This is a genomic window from Streptomyces camponoticapitis (assembly GCF_014646115.1).
Classification (GTDB): domain Bacteria; phylum Actinomycetota; class Actinomycetes; order Streptomycetales; family Streptomycetaceae; genus Streptomyces; species Streptomyces camponoticapitis.
The window spans coordinates 469,082-485,584 of the sequence record NZ_BMMV01000002.1 but is presented as its reverse complement, the minus strand read 5'-3'; the positions used below and the strand labels follow the sequence as shown (position 1 = coordinate 485,584).

The window sequence follows — 16,503 nt, the reverse complement described above, 5'->3', positions numbered from 1 at the left end:
GGTCGACAGCTTCCACAGAATCCCGTCGACCACCTGACGCCGGTCACGGACGGGACGCCCCATCCGCGCCCGCGGCAGCAACGGCTCCACCACAGCCCACGCCTCATCAGTCAACTCATGACGTCTCACCACGACTTACCAACGACCAACAGACTTTGCGGACACGCCCTAGGCAGTGCCTCCTCGACCGGCTGCGGAGTCGGGCGCTCGCGAATGGTCCATGGTGGCGCCGTCAGGACGCCGTCCGAAAGCGGCCTCCAGAACGGCGCGGAGGTCTGCCTCGGGGACCGTGGCGCGCACCTCCGCCAGGACATGAGGAAAGGCGTCATCGTCGATGGCGCCCATGTGCTCCTGACGGAGTCGGTAGACGATCTCAACGAGATCGGGCCTCAGCCGCATCCAGGCACGGGAGGTGCGGATTTCTTCGTCGACCTGGTGCATGAACCAGCGCATGACCTCGTACGGGACGTCCACGTGCCCGCCGCGGGGGTTGAAGCACACCGTCGGCTCCCGTGACGGATCCTCGTCGGGGACGATTGCGGTCACGAGGATCCGTTGCCCGGCCGAAAGATCCAGTTCCAGATACCAGGCGTCATCGGGCACGGAGTACATCGCGGTGATGGTGTATTCGCCGTCGGGGTGTCGGAAAGCCATTGCCGCATGCTGTCACTTGAGCCGGTGGATGCACCGTTCGACTGTGTTGAGCAGCTTGTCTGTCCCGGCGTCGAAGGCGGGTGGCCCACCACCGGTACGGGCGCGCCGCAGGTGGTAACAGATTCGGTCCCACATCACATCAGCGATCACTGCTCGGCCTCTGGCCCGCTCAGGCGTCTCGCGGTGTGCCCGGGTGGTCGAGTTGCGTGAGGTCGATGGCCAGGCGGCCGTTGGTCAGGGGCGCGGTGCTGCGCGCCAACTCGTCCCACTGACTACGTGTGAAGTCGCGGGCGTCCACGATGTGCTGTCGCTGGCCGCTACTTGCTGACACCGCCCAAAGCGACACCACGGAGTCGTGGCTGCCGTAGTCGAATCCCAGGCCGACGATGTCGTCCCACCGCAGGTCCACCCTGATCTTCCAGCGGGCGCCGCCGCCAGGGCGGGGCCATTTGTCCCGCACGACCATCCCGGACGACGTCACGGCGAACTCGGAATCCCCCTGGCGGTTGCGAACGGTGACCGGGCCGACCGCCCGGACCTCGGGGGCAGGATCCGGTCCAGGGCCGGAAGGGCCGGGAGTTGTCACGACGGTGACCAGAAACGCGTCGTCGGACACGGAACGCTCATGAGGTCGGCGAATCCTGGGGTCGCGCCCTTCGTGGCCGGCCGTCCGGGTCGGCTGTCCCGTCGGCTTTTCTCTCCGGCTGCCGGAGATCCGCACGGCCAGCAGCAGATCTCCGTTCGGATTCTGCCGGCCGCCGGGAGCCCCCATGCTCCGCACCGTCAACTCGCTGTGGTCCCTGACGCCTGCAGGGACCTGGATCCGGCGCGCGTGCTGACCGAACGTCCCCAGTCCACTCCCCCGGCACCTCCGGCAGGACGACGGTCCGCTCCGGCCCGTGCCATCGCATCCGGCGCAACGCGTCCGGGCCTTGAAGGACACCGTCCTGACGGCTCCCTGCCGGGCCTCATCGCCGGTCAAGGTCACGCTTGCCCTGACCGGCCGCGGCTTCCCGTACCGGGCGGACCAGGCGCTCTGAACGCACGCGCCGGCGAAGACGGCCGCGCCCCCGGCCATACCGATACCGGCGCCCAGCCACTTCCCGGGGGCCGGGACATCGGTCAGCAGGAGCGAGGCGCTGAACGCGAAGGTGACGAATCCCAGAACGAGAGCCAAGTAACGTGCGGAGCTCGGCCCGTTGTCCATGATCGCCCGTCCTCCCCGTCCCGTCAGCAGACCATCATGCGTAAGGGGGACGCTCCGCGGAGGTCTTCCAGTTCCGGTGCCGCATTGCCGGCGAAGCTGCGCGCCGAAGGTCTCATCGACCGGATAACACCGCCTCGGAACGGGGCGGCGGCTGGAGACGCGCAGGAATCGATCACCGAGTCGGTGATCCGGGCCTGACCGAGGAGTACAGGAACTGCCCTTTGGCAAGTGGCTGTTCCTTGACCCCGCCCCGCCACAGCAGCAGACCGTGCCGCCGCTCCCAATGGGCCGCCGTGCAGGCACGCATGAGCCACTCCACAGACAGGGCCACCGGGAGCAGGACGGCCCACGGGGACCAGAAGAGGGCCGCGATCACTCCATAATTCCAGGTCCGGGTTTGTTCAAGCCCAGCGCCGCTCGGTCCGGCAGTTGGCCGCGCGTGAGCATCCGTGATCGGATCGAGTCCCTGTCCCCCGCGGGCTTACCGAGAACGAAGCAGGTCTTTGCGCCTTGAGGGGCCTCTCTCCTTGATGAGGAGGGAGCACAGTCGAGACAAAAAAGCGTGGCGGCCCCAAGGGAGTGATCGCCTACTGTCGCCATGGAGGTAGATACGTGTCCTGGCCGTCTGTGAACATCCTGATCCCCGCAGAACAACGTCCGTCGCTTGAGGGGCGGATCCGTGCCTTTGGCCTTGTCCCGGATCCTGTGACGGGTGACGAACGGCTGCACCGGCACGGGTACTCGTACTGCCTCGACCTTTCAGGCGGAATCCTGGCGGACTACGAGCCGGACGAACTCGACCGAGTGACGACCTCGATCGGCGAACCGTACGCGGTCCACCTCTCGTGCCAGTCCATGAACGCGGCCCGGACATTCCTCCGCGACGTTCTCCCTGGTGTCGACGGTCTTGTCGACACCAACCATTTCGAGATCTTGCCGGCGAGCGGGTTCCTCACACTGATGGACCGTCATCCCGATTGGGACTGGCGTCGCCAACCGAGCACCCATCTCCAGTAGGCCGACGTCACATCAGCTTCCTGTCACCTGCGGGACCAGATCAGAATGCGGCGAGGTGCAACACCGCCGGGTCAGGGTGATACCTCGTCTCCCACGGCCTTCGCAAGGCCCATCGACACTCGCTGAAAGGCAAGCGGCCAGCCAGAGGTCAGCGCGGGCGGATGCCCTCGACCAGGGCCCCGACCGCGCCCGCGACCAGGTCGGATGTGGGTTTCGTCCCCGCCAGACCGTGCCCGGCCACGAACGCGAGCCCGTGCAGCAGTGCGAGGACGGCCATATGCACGGTGTCGGTGTCGGCGGGCGTAATGTCCCCGCTCCCGGCGGCCTGGCGCAGGAGTTCGACCGCCGGCGCGAAGGCCCGGTCGTTCGCCGCGATCAGGTGTCCGGCGTCGGGCCAGGTCTTGGACGAGAGCATCAGGGTCATCAGTTCGTCGTTGTGCCGGGCGAAGTCGACGTAGGCACAGGCGAACGCCGTGAGCCGTCCTGTGAAGTCGCCGCCGGTGCCCGCCAGGGCTGATTCGATCCGGGCCCCCAGCTGTTCATAACCCTGCTCCACGAGCGCGGACAGCAGTGCCTGCCTGTCCGGGAAATGCCGGCGCGGGGCGCCATGGCTGACGCCCGTCCGACGGGCGACCTCGCGCAGCGACAGGCCGTCGGCCCCGGTTTCCGACAGCATCGTCTGCGCCTCGGCGAGGATGGCCGCGCGCAGGTTTCCGTGGTGGTACTGGTTCCGGCCGGTTGGCATGACAACACCCTATCAGCGATGTTGACAGTGGCTACATTGGCAATGTAGTCGTTGACTACAACGTTCTCACCGACTGCCCCGAAGAGCGCGTGCCCCTTCCCGGACCAGGAGCCCGAACCATGACCTCCGCAATCACCCCGCGCCACCACCACGTCAGCATCTCGGTCGCCGACCTCGACCGTCAGACGATCTGGTATCAGCAGGTCCTCGGCTTCGAAACGATCATCGAGCAGTACGAAGTCCCCGAGCCTCCCGTGCGCACCGCGGTCCTGCAGACCCGCACGGGAACCCGCGTCGAGCTCATCGAGCGCGCCGGCTCCACGCGCCCGCGGGTCTTCACCGACCCACTGGACGCCTGTCGAGAGCAGGGCTACGGCCACTGGGCCTTGGAAGTCGACGCTCCGGACGCGGCATTCACCGCGCTCACCGCAGCCGGAGCGCAAGCCGTGTGGCCGCCGGCCGACGCCGTCCAGCCCGGAGCCCGCTTCGCCTATGTCAAAAACCCCGAAGGCAACCTCATCAAACTCATCCAGCCCCCGGCCGCCGCCTGAATCCCGAGAGTCGACGACGACCTCATCCACACCTGGACGGGCCGGCCGTCCGGACCATGCCACAGCTCTTCGCGCCGGCGCCGCTCGAATCCTGAGCGGGGCCAATTGCTGCCGGGACTCCGGAAACGGTCACTGACGGCCGCAGCTACGCGTCCCACGCGACGCGTGATCGAGGGGCACGTCGCGAGCAGTACCACCGCACGCGCGGGAGCGGACGTTCGTATGTCCGGCTCGTGGTGCGAGCAGGCCGGGGAGGGGTGAGGATCGGGAGTACGGGCGGCGGTCCGCGCCCGCCTTGTTCTCCCTACTGGCGGCCTGGCCGCCGTCCGGCCACGGAGGGTCGTATGCCGTCAGTCGTATGGAGCGGTTCCATCAGCTTCGGCCTGGTCACCATCCCGATCCGCCTCCTTGTCGCCACCGAGGACCACTCCATCCGCTTCCGCCGGATCCACCTGGAAGACATGGGACTGATCCGCAACCGCAAGGTCTGTGAGCTGGACGGCGAGGAGGTCACCTCGGACGAGATCGGCAAGGGATACGAACTGTCGAAGGACAACGTCATCCCGATCAGCGACGACGAACTGGCGGACATGCCCCTGCCCACCGCGAAGGCCATCGACGTGGTCGCGTTCGTCGACCGCTCCAGCATCGACCCGATCCGCCTCGGTGACGCCTACTACCTGGAGCCGGCCGGCGAAGTGGCCGACAAGCCCTACACGCTCCTGCGGAAAGCACTCGAACGGTCCTCGAAGGCGGCTGTGGCGAAGTACGCGCTCCGCGGCCGGGAACGCCTGGGACTCCTGTCGATCCGCGACGACGTGATGACCCTGCACCAGATGCACTGGGCCGATGAGATCCGGAATCCCGCCGAGCTGACACCCCCCGAGGTGGAACTGGACGAGGGTGAGATCGAGGGCGCACTGGCTCTGATGGACACCATGGCCCTGGACGACGTGTCCGGCTTCCACGACGAGTACACCGAAGCTCTGACAAAGCTCATCGAGGCGAAGGCCGACGGCAAGACGCCGGCCGCCCCGAGAACCGAGGAGAAGCGCAGCGGCCAGGTGGTCGACCTCATGTCCGCACTGGAACAGTCCGTCCAGCAGGCCAAGCACACGCGGGGAGAGACCGGTGAGGACGCCACCGTGCACTCCATCCCGGCCCGCAAGAAGACCACCGCGAAGAAGACGACGAAGAAGTCCCCCGCCAAGAAGACGTCGGCGAAGAAGACCTCGGGCAGGAAGCCCCGTTCGGCATAGGCGGTCCGCGCAGGCGCGAGGCGGTCCGCGCAGGCGCGAGGCCGGGCGCCATGGCGGCCCCGGCCCCGTACGCCCGTTCCGGGTCAGTCGTCGATGAGGAGCCCGGTGCGGAGTTTGGCGAGAGTACGGGTGAGGAGCCGGGAGACCTGCATCTGTGAGACGCCGAGCTCTCTGCCGATCTCGGACTGGGTCATCTCCTGGCCGAAGCGCATCTCGATGATGCGCCGCTCGCGCTCGTCGAGATGCCGGATGAGCGGAGCCAGCGAGTGGAGGTCCTCCACCAGGTCCATGCCCGGGTCGCGCTCACCGATGGCGCGGGCGATGGTGAGGTCGCCGCTGGTCTGCCCGTCATCGGCCGGGGTGTCGAGGGAGCCGGCGGTGTAGCCGGCGACCGCGACCAGGCCCTCGGCGATCTCGTCCTCGGACAGGTTCAGGAGATCGGCGAGTTCACGGACCGTGGGGTTCCTGCCGAGACGGCCGCTCAGCTCCTCGCGGGCTTTGGTGAGGTCGCCGCTCAGCTCCTGCAAACGCCGGGGCACATGAACGGCCCAGGTCGTGTCACGGAAGAACCTCTTGATCTCACCAACGACATACGGGATGGCGAAGGTGCTGAACTCGGTCTCGCGGGACAGGTCGAAACGGTCGATCGCCTTGATGAGCCCGATCGTGCCGACCTGGATGATGTCCTCCATGTCGCCGCTGCCGCGGTTGCGGAAGCGGCGGGCCGCGAACTGCACCAGCGACAGGTTCATCTCGATCAGCGTGTTCCGCGCGTACTGATACTCCCGGGTGCCCTCCTCCAGCACCTGAAGCCGGTCGAAGAACAGCCTGGAGAGCACCCGCGCGTCCTTGGGCGCGATCTTCCCGGCGTCCTCGATCCACGGCAGAGCGCCGGCCACTTCCGCGGCCGTCTCCGTCGCCGTTTCTGACGGTGTGCTAACGAGCTGTGTGACCGACATGAGAGCGACCCCTCCCTACAGAGACGAACAAGACGACACGCCGGATACCCCCATCCCGCTCGTCCACACGCAAGAAAATGAAGACGGTCAGGACCGCCGTCCAGCGGCCGGGTGACTGCCTGTTCGCGATCCGGCTTCCGGCGAACGGTGGGTCTGGCCGAGGCCGCGACACCTGTGCGTACCGCCGGGCCCCACCGCGCATCCGCCGGCGCGACAGCCGAGACACCGGCCCCACGGGGTTGGCCGTTCAGCTCAGGTCGAAGCTACTTGCCCTGTTGTTGCACCCGTACGGCACCTGGGACAGGTCCCAGTGCTTGTCGAACCACTGGTTCCCGCACTCGCCCTCCCAGTAGATGTCGGAGGAGAACCACAAGCCGGGTGACAGTGGATGGGCCGTACGGAGTCATCCGTACGGCCCACCGGGACAGCTCCGGGCACTGGAGTCGGACCTGGGCGTTGGCCTGCCCGAGCAGTATCGGAGCTTCCTGCTCCAGGTCGGCGGAGGGGGAGCCGACCCCGACTACGGCCTGATGTCACCGGCCTTGGACAACGGTGGGTGGCAGTGGCTCGGCATCGGGCTCGCCTTCCCCGGGCAGCCGACCACCGCCGCGTTCGCCGAACGCCCCTTCGTCGCCGAGGCGCCGCAGAGTGAGCTTGCCACGGTCGAGACACAGGAGGCCAAGAGGGATGCCTTCACATCTGACGACGCGTTCCGTCGCGCGTACGCGGCCTGGGATGCGCGCTGCGAGGAGCTCTTTGACTCCCAGGAGGCGGGCGCGGTGTTCCTCAGCGAGCAGGGGTGCGGCTATGCGTCCCTGATGGTGATGACGGGCCCGCACCGAGGTGCCATCTGGGAGGATCCCTGACCGGCAGACCGGCAGACCGAGGGATCGAGCCGACCGGGCACGATCTCGCCCACTGGTACCGGGGCCGGCTCGAACGCACGGACTTCGTCTCTGCAGGTCCGACGGACGCGGCCGACCGGCGCTTTGGACAGTGCTGGTGATGCCGGCCCAGCCGTTGGCCACGCGTCCCGGCCGCAAGAAGGCGTGAAGCCTGTAGCCCGCGCGCCACCGAGCCCGGCGATCTGATCGGGGACTTCACGCTGTCCGGTATCTGATGGATTATCCCGCACCCGAAACGGGCACCCACGGTCCATGACTCCCTCGAACCCCGATCCCGATCCCGACAACACCCCCGGCCTGGAGCCTGGCGGCGGAGTGCCGCCCGGTGAGACACCGCCGGGGGAGGGAAGTACGTCCGAGGCCGGGCCGAAGAATGACCCGCCGAAGGGGTGGGCCGCCGGCCCGCTCATCGCGATCGGCGTGGTGGTTTTGATGATCGTCGTCGGATTGGTGGGGTACGCGGTGCTCGTGTAGGGCGGGTACCTGCCGCCCACATTCGAGCGCACGTCTGATTCTCCGGAGGAGCCCCTCACCGCGCTCCACTTCTACGCCGCGTCCAGCCCAAAGACCTCGCGCGCGCCGGCCGGTGGACCGACGTGACGGGCACCGTGCCGCTGGTGGCCGCGCCTCCTGCTCAGAGGTGGCGGCGTGGGTGCTGGCGGGTGTCTTTAGGGTCCGGAAGGACCCAAGCGGCCTCACCGAGCTCCGTGCCCGCGCGTTGCGTGACCGGGGCCGCGACAGCGACGTCGAGCACCTGCACTGTTCTTACGAGGCGATCACCGACACGACCTGCTCGGCCACCACGCTCAGCGGACGTCGTGACGAGTGGATACGACTCGGCGTGCTCCGCCCCGACCCTGGGCCGCCTGGATGTCCTCGGGCCGTTACCCGAGGACATCACCGTGCGCTGTACGAGCGGGCGCACCGTCGTCATCACCGCGCGTAGTCCGATCCGGCAAGCCTGGACGACTCACCGCTGGGACGAACGCCCAAACCGCCGACCATGACCGCACCCCGATCTCCAGCCTTACCAGCGAGACCGCGAGTCCGTTGTCAGTGCACAATGTTACGTTCTGTGACATGACGGATCACGCGCTACAGCTGCTGCGGCAGGACCGCCGCTTGGCCGAACTGGCCGCCTTCCCCTTCGACTTCGACCTGGACCGCGCCGTCCACGGCCATGTCGAGGAGGTCCGCCTCGCCTCGGGCGAGGCGCTGGAGACGGTAGCCGGGGACGATACCGGCGGTACGTACTTCGTGTGCTCGGACGGCTCGGTGCTCTACGCCGACTCGGAGGGCGCCGCGGGGATCATCGGCTCCAGTGTCGACGAGACCCTGGAGCTCATCATCGGCCTGCCCGGCTGGCGCGGCTACACACATCTGTCGCCGGACGACAGCGAGCAGGAGATCCTGGCCTGCATCACGGAGACCGAGGACCAGATCCGTGAGCACTATGGAATCGACGAGGAGCGAGCCGAACTCCGTGCCGCGCTGGGCTTCCCGGAACGCTCCCCGATCGAGCTGGTGGGCAGTCTGCATGCCGCGCTGCTGCGCACCGAGCCGGACTTCGTCCTGCTCAACGCGAACGAGGGGTGCGCGTACGACCGGATAGGCCCGGCCGGTCCCCCGCTGTGGGAGCCAGTGCTCGCGGCGGGCCGCGCCGATCTCGCCCGGTTGAGGGAGGGCGACCCCACCTCATGGCATGAAATCGCCGAAAACCCGGTGCGCCGCCGGATCACCCTTCGAGCCGCGCAGTTCGACCGCGCCGAGGGTGATCTGGAGCTGCTGCGGCATCTGCTGCGGCACGAGGCACAGTCTTCGATGACAGACGAACTGCGGCTCGCGGCCGTGCTGGTGGGGCTGCGAGGGGACACCGGAGATCTGCCGCTGCTGCTTGAGGTCCGGGAGACGGATTTCGACACGGCGTTGGGCCTGAGCGGTATGCCGGGACCGAGTGCGAGCGCGGACGAGTTGCGGCAGTGGGCGCGGGGGCTCGACGAGTCGATGTTCGGGACGGACCCGTCGGACGAACCTGTCTCCACATGGACCGACCTGGCGCGGGATCAGGGGATGACAGACCTCGCGCGCGTGACGCTGATCCGCGAACTCGACAACATATTCATGGACCAGAGCAGACTCCGCCGCCCCGAGGCACCCCACACCCTGGCCACAGCTCCACTGATCGGGCTCGCTCAGGACTTCGAGGAGCTCGGCGAACTTCCCCAGGCTCTGCGCGCCCAGCGTCTGTACGCCGCCCTTCAGGAGACGGCATGGGACCGGGCCTCCGCCTGGCGCACACTGGCCCGCCTGGAGCGGGAGGCGGGGCGACTCTCGCCGGCTTCGGACAGCCTGGCTGCCGTGCGCGAGGCTTTGGCCACCCCGGGGGACGACTCACTGCGCCACTGGCAGCAGGTCAATCTCGGCGGCTTCATCGCCGAGGAGCACTACCGGCTCACCCTCGCCCTGGCCGACGCGGGCGGCCGTGAGGAGACCCGTGCCCTCCTCACGGCCGCCGACGGCATACTCGGCGAACTCTCGGAGAACGTCGCGAACGGCGTCCGCGAGCTTGCCGAGCGGACGGCTGCGAGAGTGCGGGAGGTCAACTGAAGACGGGACGGCGGATGCAGGCTACTCCGGACAGTCGCCCAGTCCAGCTCCCGGCAGCCGGTATACGCGGAGAACGCGGGGCCCCGGATGGGAAGGCCGTGGGACCCGGGGGGGTAGTCGTCTGTCGTGTCGGGGCAGTTCGGCCGGCCCGGGTCTTCACTCGGACCGGCCGAACTGCCGCGAGTCTCCGCGCCTCCCCGCGACGCGCGGACGCCTTCCCCAAGATGTCTGCGGTGAGGTCCAAAAGGCCGAACCCACGGGGCGGCGCGGAAACTCGTTGTTTCGGGGCGCTGAGCCTGGGTCAGCGGACGGTGGTGACTCGGTGCTCCTTGAGAGCCGCGCAGTTGGAGTTCTCCACCGAGACGTACACGTTGGCGATGTTGCCACCCCAGCTCACGCAGTGGCCCTTGCCGTAGACACGGATCGGACCCGCGTACGAGGTGTAGCTCCCGAAGTCGTCGGCCCACTCGCCGGTGTCGGGCACGTGGATGTACGCCGACATCTGCTTGGCGGAGCCCGGGTTGCTGCGGATGGTCGCGACGCAGTTCTTGCCGTTCGAGGAGTTGTACGTGAGGTAGACCGTGCCGTGCGAACCGATAGGAGCCGAGTTCACGGTCTTGTAACCGCTGCCGCAGACGCCCTGCGGCGTGACGTTGGGCGCGGCGTGCGCGGTGGCGCCGAATGTGGCCGTGGCGCCCACCACCAGTGCGGTCAACGCTCCTGCGGCAGCGGCATTACGCTTAATTCCCATCATTTTCCCCCTTGTGACTACACGAGCTGTTTGCTCGTACTTGGAAGACCCCCGAACGGCGCCGATGGTTGTACCCGGTTCGACACGGAGGTGCCGCGGTGCCACGGAAAGCGTTGCCATCAGGCGCACTGCCTTGCGGGATCAACGATTTGAACAGCTTCGACTGCTCGTCGATGACCTACGCCCAGGGGGCCCGCCGCCAGGGGAACGTGTACGTATGTACGACTGCCGGCCCGCCCCCTGCACGGGCACGACGACCCTTTCCTTCTGTTGAGGGTCAGTTCCGTAGGGACCTCCCCGTGCCGGTGGGAGCTCCGTTCTCCGCGAGGTCGTGCTTGTGCCCGTCGACAGTGCACCTGTGTGCGAGGAGCAATAGTCAATACCTGTGGATCACGGCTGCCCGTTGAGGCCGAGCTTCCTCTTGCCGTAGGGGGAGAAAATCGATCCCCAGCCGGTCCAGCCGGCGTGGACCTGGGCGACCTGGGAGGGCAGCGGCATGACCGGGAGCAGGTCTCTGCCCTTGGCCCAGTTGGTGAGCAAGCCCTCGGTGGTGTCCACGGCAGAGACGACCATGGTGACCTTCGCGTTGCCGTCGACCCAGGTCTCCCACAACGCCCACCCTTCGGGGCGTGCTTCCACTCCCAGCCGGACACAGGCATGCGGGTAGGTCTCGTCGGTGCCGACGGGCATGGCCTCGGGACGGATGAGGGCCACGGCGGCGAGAGGGACCTGTAGGCGCCCTGCCTCCTCCTCCAGGCACCCGTCCAGGGGGAAGTGGTAGTGCAGCAGCGCCCGTTCCAGAGCGATGACACTCCGTTGGAGCGGCCCCTCGCCTTCGGTGTCGCCGGCGTACCACTGCTCACCGGCGGCCGCGGAGACAACTGCCTTGGCGAGCCGTTCGATCTCCCGCAGATAGTCGAGTTCGGAGAGCTCCGGCCTGGTCATGGGGGCAGTGTCGCACCGCTGAGCCGGATCTGTGCACCTGTTTCTCGCGTGGTCACGCAGCCTGCTCCAGGCGCTCGACCAGGACACCGTTCTCGGATCGGGCTCCCGCGCGGACGAGTGCCACCAGGTGGGCACCGGTGATCGCCCGCCATCGGTCCTGGGCGGACTCGACCAGCTTGAACACCATGGCCAGGGCGGCGGCCGGGCTGCCGGCACCGCGGGTGACCTTGGTGCGGAGCTTGACGGTGGAAAGGGTGGCTTGGATTGGGTTGGTGGTCCGCAGGTGGATCCAGTGCTCGGCGGGGAAGTCGTAGAACGCCGGCAGTCCGGGCCACAGTTGAGGCCGACAGGCCGGCCGCAGTGGCCACGGTCCGCGGCTGGTGGCGGCCGTTGCGCATGATCACGGGGCTCGGCGAACACCGGTGCGGACCCGGAACCGTATGCCGTCGATCAACTGCCACCGAGGCCAGACGGGCGGTCGCCCCGCCTTGGCTCCCTTCGGCAAAAACGGTTCCAGCGCCGCCCACTGCTCGTCCGTGAGATCTCTCCGACCCACGAACCGTGATCATTTACAACCCAAGATCCACTTTCGATACACGCCCTAGTTGTCGTCACCGGGTTCAGGCTCGGGCGCCGGTTCCTCCCAGAACGGCGCACCACCTTGCCTTCGGCAAGCGTCGTTGCCGCCACGGCACGGACCCAGCGGGGCGCCCACGCTCCGCCCGCTCCTGCGAGCACAGTCGTTGTCGCGAGGGGTGTCCCCGGCAAGCCCGGTTCAGGCGGATCGATGGAACCAGTCCTGTCCGGCTTGATGTCTGGGCGGGCATGGATGATCTTCTGTTCTTCGCCCTGGTCCTCGCGCCGTTGCTGGCACCCTGCTTGGTCGTGGGCGCAGCCGCCACTCTCGCCCGACGGGTCTGGAAGCAGCAACCGGTCATGGTCGGACGTCTGCCCACTGTCACCACCTGCGCTCTGGTGCGCTCCTGGCCGGTGCGGCGGCGTACGGCGCGTACGCGACCGGTGTGATGTCGGGGTTCTACATCCTGGACCCGGATCAGATGTGCGCGTCGCAGGGGGCACCGGGCGATCATGTGGTGACGCGATGGACATTGCCGGTCAGTGCTCAGTGCGTCACGTCAGACGGCGTGGGAACCGAACTCGCCCCGGGCTGGGTGAATCCAGTGATCTTCACAGGCCTCACGGTCCTGATATCGGCCTTCGCCACAGGAATCCTCGCCACGGTGCGTCGGCTTCGCTCCTCACGGTGAAGCCCCCGCTCGCGCTCGTCGACAACTACTCGGCTTGCAGTTCTAACCTCGCCGTAAACCGTGGGAGAGGCCGGAGCCCGACTCGCGCGTGAGCCGGGCGAGGTAGGCGTCCAGGGGTTGAACGCCTCCCGGGAGGACTTCCCGGAGGTTCCACCAGCGGATGGCCGCGATCTCGTCGGTGGCCCGGAAGTCCCGAATATCGGTGGTACGACCCGCGAACAACGCCGCGTACTCCGCTCGCCGGTCGGGAGCGAGTACGAAGCCCGCGTAGCCGACGAACCGTAACGGTCCGTCGGGTACCTGACCGCTCTCCTCCAGCAACTCACGCGCGGCTGCCTGACGAGGGGATTCGTCTTCCTCTATGCGGCCACCGGGCAGTTCCCAGCCCTGGCGGAATCGATCGAAGACCATGAGGACACGGTCGGCCCGCCAGATGCCGACCAACGCCGCCGGCAGCGGCGCGTCGAGCGGTGGCGCGCCTTCGGTCCCGCGTGCGAAGGAGGCCAAGTCGTTGCCGCGATCATCGACTGCGAGGGGTGGGACTCTGGATTGGGGCACCTCGCTATGATTCCCCGTGCATCTCAGGGAAAGTCCGATCCGACGGAGACATTCCCCGGCGGTCGCGACACCGACCCGTGCGTACAACGCGGCTCAACAACTGGAACGGTCCTCGATTCTGATCTCGATGACGATGTCGTTCGTGTAGGACCTTGTCGAGTTGGGCGGCAGACAGTCGTATCTGGCAGTACCGTTGACGTCCACGTAACGCAGACTTGCCCGGTCGTCTTCGCGGGTGTTCCGCACGTATTTGGCCCCGCGGCTTCGGTCTCCGAGATCCTGGTACCCGCTGGTGATGTCCTGGTATGCGGCTGTCGGAGCAGCGTTGTTCCAGTTGGCGGCAGTGAGATAGAAGCAGACGCGCGGATACTGGCACCCGTTGTAGCTGTAGGCAGAGGCTGTTGGGGCAGTCATCAGCGAGGCAGCGAAGAGGGCCGCGGTCGCGACCCCGAGAGCGGTTCGTTTCATTTGCTTTCCTCCAGCGTTGAAATGGCTGCGGTCGGATCAACTCTCACTTTCCACAGCCTTCGTCGACGGCGGGTTGAGACGCGGAATCCCTCAGCTGAGTCCCGCGGAGAAGATCGGTCCGAGGTGGCCCTCATCAAGGACGGCTATATTTGGCGCACTTGAGGTCAACGAGAACTTCGTTGTCGAGACAGCCCCCGACGTGCCGCGCCCCCCAGGTGCTGAGTCCGATCGCTGAGGCGGCGGCCGGCCCGAGGGCCGGCCTCTTCCTGGAGCTCGTACGGGCCGTGAACTTCGTCGTCCGAGTGTTCTCCTCAGTGGTCCAGGTCGATGTCGTTGTGACACCAGGGTTGCGATGACCGGGCCCGGCCGTGAGGAGACTGTGGCACGGCGCTGCTGTGGGGAACCTGAAACAACCTGAAGGCTCTTCAGGTTTCCGGCCACGGGGAGTCATGCTGAGGGCATGCGGATTCTCGTGGTGGAGGACGACCGGCGGCTCGCCGACCTGTTACGTCGGGGGCTGATCGGGGAGGGATACGCCGTTGACATCACGCACGAGGGACAGAGCGGCCTGGAACTCGCGTTGGAGAACGAGTACGACGCGATCATTCTGGATGTGATGCTGCCCGGGATGAACGGCTTCCGGATCTGCGCACGACTGCGCGAGGAGGGGGTGTGGACTCCCGTACTCATGCTCACCGCCAAGGACGGTGAGTACGACCAGGCCGAGGGGTTGGACATCGGCGCGGACGACTACGTGACAAAACCGTTCTCCTTCGTCGCGTTGGCCGCCCGGATACGCGCCCTTGTCCGGCGTGGGAGCCCCCCGCGGCCCACGGTCATACGGCTCGGGGACTTGGAAGTAGACCCGGCCACCCGGCAATGCCGTCGGGGTGGCCGCGAGGTGGCGCTGACCGCCCGCGAGTTCGCCGTCCTGGAGTATCTGGCAAGCCGCGGTGGCCAGACGGTCTCGAAGGGCGAGGTTCTCGAACATGTCTGGGACGACCGTTTCAACGGCGATGTCAACATAGTCGAGGTCTACATCAGCGCCCTGCGTCGCAAACTCGACGCACCCTTCCAGCGGAGCTCCTCGATCCGCACTGTCCGTGGAGCTGGTTACCGCCTGGACGTGGGCAAAGGCTCACCGCAATGAACCGGACTCGTCAGGCATCCGCCCTCCGTCGGCTGCACCCCGCCACCATCCGCATGAGACTGACCCTGCTTACCTCGGCGATCGCCGTAATGCTCCTCGCCGCGGCCTCCGTCGGCATCGCGATCGCGGTACGGGCCTCGATCCTGCAGACAGCCCAGCAGCGCAGCTCGGACACGGAGCACACGCTGCGTGTGGAGGTGAGAGGCAGCCAAGCGACCCACAACGGCAGACACGTGCCGCGATGTCTCTCCACCTCACCTGCGCCCCAGGGCGATCAGCGGGTCAGCTTCTGCAGGGAGATCTACGACATGGAATCCGACTTCCGGGTCGGACCCACCGGTCGCGACGTGATGTACGAAGCCCTCAGCAGCCAGGGGGCGTTGTCCCTGAGCCCCCTGACCTCATCCGAACCCATTCGCCGACCGAACGCCTACCCCAAGTTTCCGGGCTACGTTGTGCTGGTCTACTCGATCCAGCCTGAGCAGGCGCAGTTGAACACCGTCGTGTGGTCCCTGGCCGGCGGAGTTCTCGTACTCACGCCCTTGATAGCAGGCACCACCTGGTTCACGGTTGGCCGGGCTCTGCGCCCGGTCGAGGCTATCCGTGCTGAATTCGCGGAGCTCAGCGCCCACCATCTCGACCGACGCGTCCCGGTACCTCGGGCGGGCAACGAGGTCGCGCGACTCGCCACAACGATGAACACCACGCTGACGCGGCTGCAGACGGCTGTGCACCGACAGCGGCAGTTCACGGCGGACGCCTCGCACGAACTCCGCACTCCCCTCGCGTCTCTCCGCGCCGAACTTGAGCTTGCCCTCAGCCGGCCTGATACCGCCGACTGGCCCCGAGTCGTCCACGCGGCCCACGAGGACACGATCCGGGTACAGGAGCTGACCGAGAACCTGCTCCTCCTCGCCCGCCTCGACGCCGAGCACAGTCACTGGCGTCCTCGGACCATTGATCTCACCGACCTCGTGCGTGAGGAGACCGTCCGACGCCGACCACCGCGCGGTATCGACATCGAGGCGAACACCGGTCCCGTTCCCGTCACCGTGCAGGGCCACGAGGCCCTGCTCGCCCGCGTCCTCGCCAATCTCCTCGACAACGCCGAGCGCCACGCGACGAACACGATCACCGTCCGCCTGACCTACGAGACCCTCCACGGTGAAGCCGTTGTCGACGTCCGTGACGATGGCCCCGGCATCGCACCCGAGGACCATCAGCGGATCTTCGAACGCTTCACTCGCCTTGACGACGCCCGCACCCGCGACACCGGCGGCGCCGGTCTCGGCCTCGCCATCGCCCACCACATCACGACAGTCCACCGCGGCACCCTCAGGACCGTCCCGAGCCAAGGCGGCGCGCACTTCGCCCTCCGGCTGCCCGCAGTTTGCCCCGGCCCGGTCCACGAGGACGGATAGCGCTCCGTCCGGCGGCCTGGCGGCCGAGGCCGTGCCGC

General features: G+C 67.4%; 20 protein-coding genes and 2 pseudogenes. 10 read left to right on the top strand and 12 right to left on the bottom strand.

Features of this window, described 5'->3' with window-relative positions; all coding sequences use genetic code 11:
- The 3 genes from IEY79_RS04920 to IEY79_RS04910 form a co-directional block, all read right to left on the bottom strand.
- Nucleotides 1-132 (bottom strand): transposase (locus tag IEY79_RS04920; RefSeq protein WP_229700649.1); only part of this gene is annotated, 132 nt, incomplete at its 3' end.
- Nucleotides 133-168: 36 nt separating this feature from the next.
- A complete protein-coding gene (locus IEY79_RS04915; protein ID WP_189106008.1) occupies nt 169-654 on the bottom strand; it encodes a hypothetical protein in 486 nt (161 codons plus the stop codon).
- Between the two features lie 169 nt (nt 655-823).
- A complete protein-coding gene (locus IEY79_RS04910) occupies nt 824-1,270 on the bottom strand; it encodes a hypothetical protein (protein ID WP_189106007.1) in 447 nt (148 codons plus the stop codon).
- Nucleotides 1,271-2,488: 1,218 nt separating this feature from the next.
- On the opposite strand from IEY79_RS04910, the gene IEY79_RS04905 reads away from it, so the two are divergent.
- Nucleotides 2,489-2,878, top strand: coding sequence for a hypothetical protein (locus IEY79_RS04905; RefSeq protein ID WP_229700631.1), 390 nt, complete (start codon nt 2,489-2,491; stop codon nt 2,876-2,878).
- A gap of 148 nt (nt 2,879-3,026) precedes the next feature.
- On the opposite strand, the gene IEY79_RS04900 is transcribed toward IEY79_RS04905, so the two are convergent.
- The gene (locus tag IEY79_RS04900; RefSeq protein WP_189106005.1) at nt 3,027-3,623 is read right to left on the bottom strand and encodes a TetR/AcrR family transcriptional regulator; all 597 of its coding nucleotides are present in this window, start codon (nt 3,621-3,623) and stop codon (nt 3,027-3,029) included.
- A gap of 119 nt (nt 3,624-3,742) precedes the next feature.
- Between IEY79_RS04900 and IEY79_RS04895 the strand changes: the two genes are divergently transcribed.
- Both IEY79_RS04895 and ku read left to right on the top strand, forming a co-directional pair.
- Complete coding sequence (locus IEY79_RS04895; protein ID WP_189106004.1) at nt 3,743-4,174, top strand: VOC family protein; 432 nt, start codon at nt 3,743-3,745, stop codon at nt 4,172-4,174.
- A gap of 344 nt (nt 4,175-4,518) precedes the next feature.
- On the top strand, nt 4,519-5,433 hold the full coding sequence (gene ku / locus IEY79_RS04890) for a non-homologous end joining protein Ku (protein WP_189106003.1): 915 nt from the start codon (nt 4,519-4,521) through the stop codon (nt 5,431-5,433).
- An 83-nt stretch (nt 5,434-5,516) separates the two neighbouring features.
- Here the strand turns inward: ku and IEY79_RS04885 are convergent, their stop codons facing one another.
- Together IEY79_RS04885 and IEY79_RS37965 are read right to left on the bottom strand one after the other, a co-directional pair.
- A complete protein-coding gene (locus tag IEY79_RS04885) occupies nt 5,517-6,392 on the bottom strand; it encodes a SigB/SigF/SigG family RNA polymerase sigma factor (protein WP_189106002.1) in 876 nt (291 codons plus the stop codon).
- 247 nt (nt 6,393-6,639) lie between these two features.
- Nucleotides 6,640-6,765 (bottom strand): hypothetical protein, encoded by a 126-nt coding sequence (locus tag IEY79_RS37965; protein ID WP_268240577.1) that lies wholly within the window; start codon nt 6,763-6,765, stop codon nt 6,640-6,642.
- Here IEY79_RS37965 and IEY79_RS04880 point away from each other — a divergent pair.
- The 4 genes and pseudogenes from IEY79_RS04880 to IEY79_RS04865 all read left to right on the top strand — a co-directional run bounded on the left by IEY79_RS04880 (nt 6,746) and on the right by IEY79_RS04865 (nt 9,904).
- On the top strand, nt 6,746-7,258 hold the full coding sequence (locus IEY79_RS04880) for an SMI1/KNR4 family protein (RefSeq protein ID WP_189106001.1): 513 nt from the start codon (nt 6,746-6,748) through the stop codon (nt 7,256-7,258). The two genes, IEY79_RS37965 and IEY79_RS04880, sit on opposite strands and share 20 nt — an antisense overlap.
- A 291-nt stretch (nt 7,259-7,549) precedes the next feature.
- Complete coding sequence (locus IEY79_RS04875; RefSeq protein WP_189106000.1) at nt 7,550-7,771, top strand: DUF6480 family protein; 222 nt, start codon at nt 7,550-7,552, stop codon at nt 7,769-7,771.
- Nucleotides 7,772-8,051: 280 nt separating this feature from the next.
- Nucleotides 8,052-8,141, top strand: a pseudogene (locus tag IEY79_RS38320) (IS5/IS1182 family transposase); the annotation flags it as partial.
- 236 nt (nt 8,142-8,377) lie between these two features.
- Nucleotides 8,378-9,904, top strand: coding sequence for a hypothetical protein (locus tag IEY79_RS04865; protein WP_189105999.1), 1,527 nt, complete (start codon nt 8,378-8,380; stop codon nt 9,902-9,904).
- 301 nt (nt 9,905-10,205) lie between these two features.
- On the opposite strand, the gene IEY79_RS04860 is transcribed toward IEY79_RS04865, so the two are convergent.
- The 4 genes and pseudogenes from IEY79_RS04860 to IEY79_RS04845 form a co-directional block, all read right to left on the bottom strand.
- Complete coding sequence (locus tag IEY79_RS04860; RefSeq protein WP_189106060.1) at nt 10,206-10,655, bottom strand: spore-associated protein; 450 nt, start codon at nt 10,653-10,655, stop codon at nt 10,206-10,208.
- A gap of 390 nt (nt 10,656-11,045) precedes the next feature.
- On the bottom strand, nt 11,046-11,600 hold the full coding sequence (locus IEY79_RS04855) for a hypothetical protein (RefSeq protein ID WP_189105998.1): 555 nt from the start codon (nt 11,598-11,600) through the stop codon (nt 11,046-11,048).
- Nucleotides 11,601-11,652: 52 nt separating this feature from the next.
- A pseudogene (locus tag IEY79_RS04850) lies at nt 11,653-11,916 on the bottom strand (IS256 family transposase); the annotation flags it as partial.
- Nucleotides 11,917-12,000: 84 nt separating this feature from the next.
- Nucleotides 12,001-12,156, bottom strand: coding sequence for a transposase (locus IEY79_RS04845; protein ID WP_229700630.1), 156 nt, complete (start codon nt 12,154-12,156; stop codon nt 12,001-12,003).
- A gap of 269 nt (nt 12,157-12,425) precedes the next feature.
- Here IEY79_RS04845 and IEY79_RS37225 point away from each other — a divergent pair, with 269 nt between their 5' ends.
- Nucleotides 12,426-12,626: a hypothetical protein gene (locus tag IEY79_RS37225; RefSeq protein WP_229700629.1), complete on the top strand. Its 201-nt coding sequence runs from the start codon at nt 12,426-12,428 to the stop codon at nt 12,624-12,626.
- A 284-nt stretch (nt 12,627-12,910) separates the two neighbouring features.
- Here IEY79_RS37225 and IEY79_RS04835 read toward each other — a convergent pair whose 3' ends face one another.
- Nucleotides 12,911-13,375: an NUDIX hydrolase gene (locus IEY79_RS04835; RefSeq protein ID WP_229700628.1), complete on the bottom strand. Its 465-nt coding sequence runs from the start codon at nt 13,373-13,375 to the stop codon at nt 12,911-12,913.
- Between the two features lie 144 nt (nt 13,376-13,519).
- Complete coding sequence (locus IEY79_RS04830; protein WP_189105996.1) at nt 13,520-13,894, bottom strand: hypothetical protein; 375 nt, start codon at nt 13,892-13,894, stop codon at nt 13,520-13,522.
- A 460-nt stretch (nt 13,895-14,354) separates the two neighbouring features.
- On the opposite strand from IEY79_RS04830, the gene IEY79_RS04825 reads away from it, so the two are divergent.
- Together IEY79_RS04825 and IEY79_RS04820 are read left to right on the top strand one after the other, a co-directional pair.
- Nucleotides 14,355-15,044 (top strand): response regulator transcription factor, encoded by a 690-nt coding sequence (locus tag IEY79_RS04825; protein ID WP_189105995.1) that lies wholly within the window; start codon nt 14,355-14,357, stop codon nt 15,042-15,044.
- A 53-nt stretch (nt 15,045-15,097) separates the two neighbouring features.
- The gene (locus IEY79_RS04820) at nt 15,098-16,465 is read left to right on the top strand and encodes a sensor histidine kinase (RefSeq protein WP_189105994.1); all 1,368 of its coding nucleotides are present in this window, start codon (nt 15,098-15,100) and stop codon (nt 16,463-16,465) included.
- Nucleotides 16,466-16,503 lie beyond the last annotated feature (38 nt).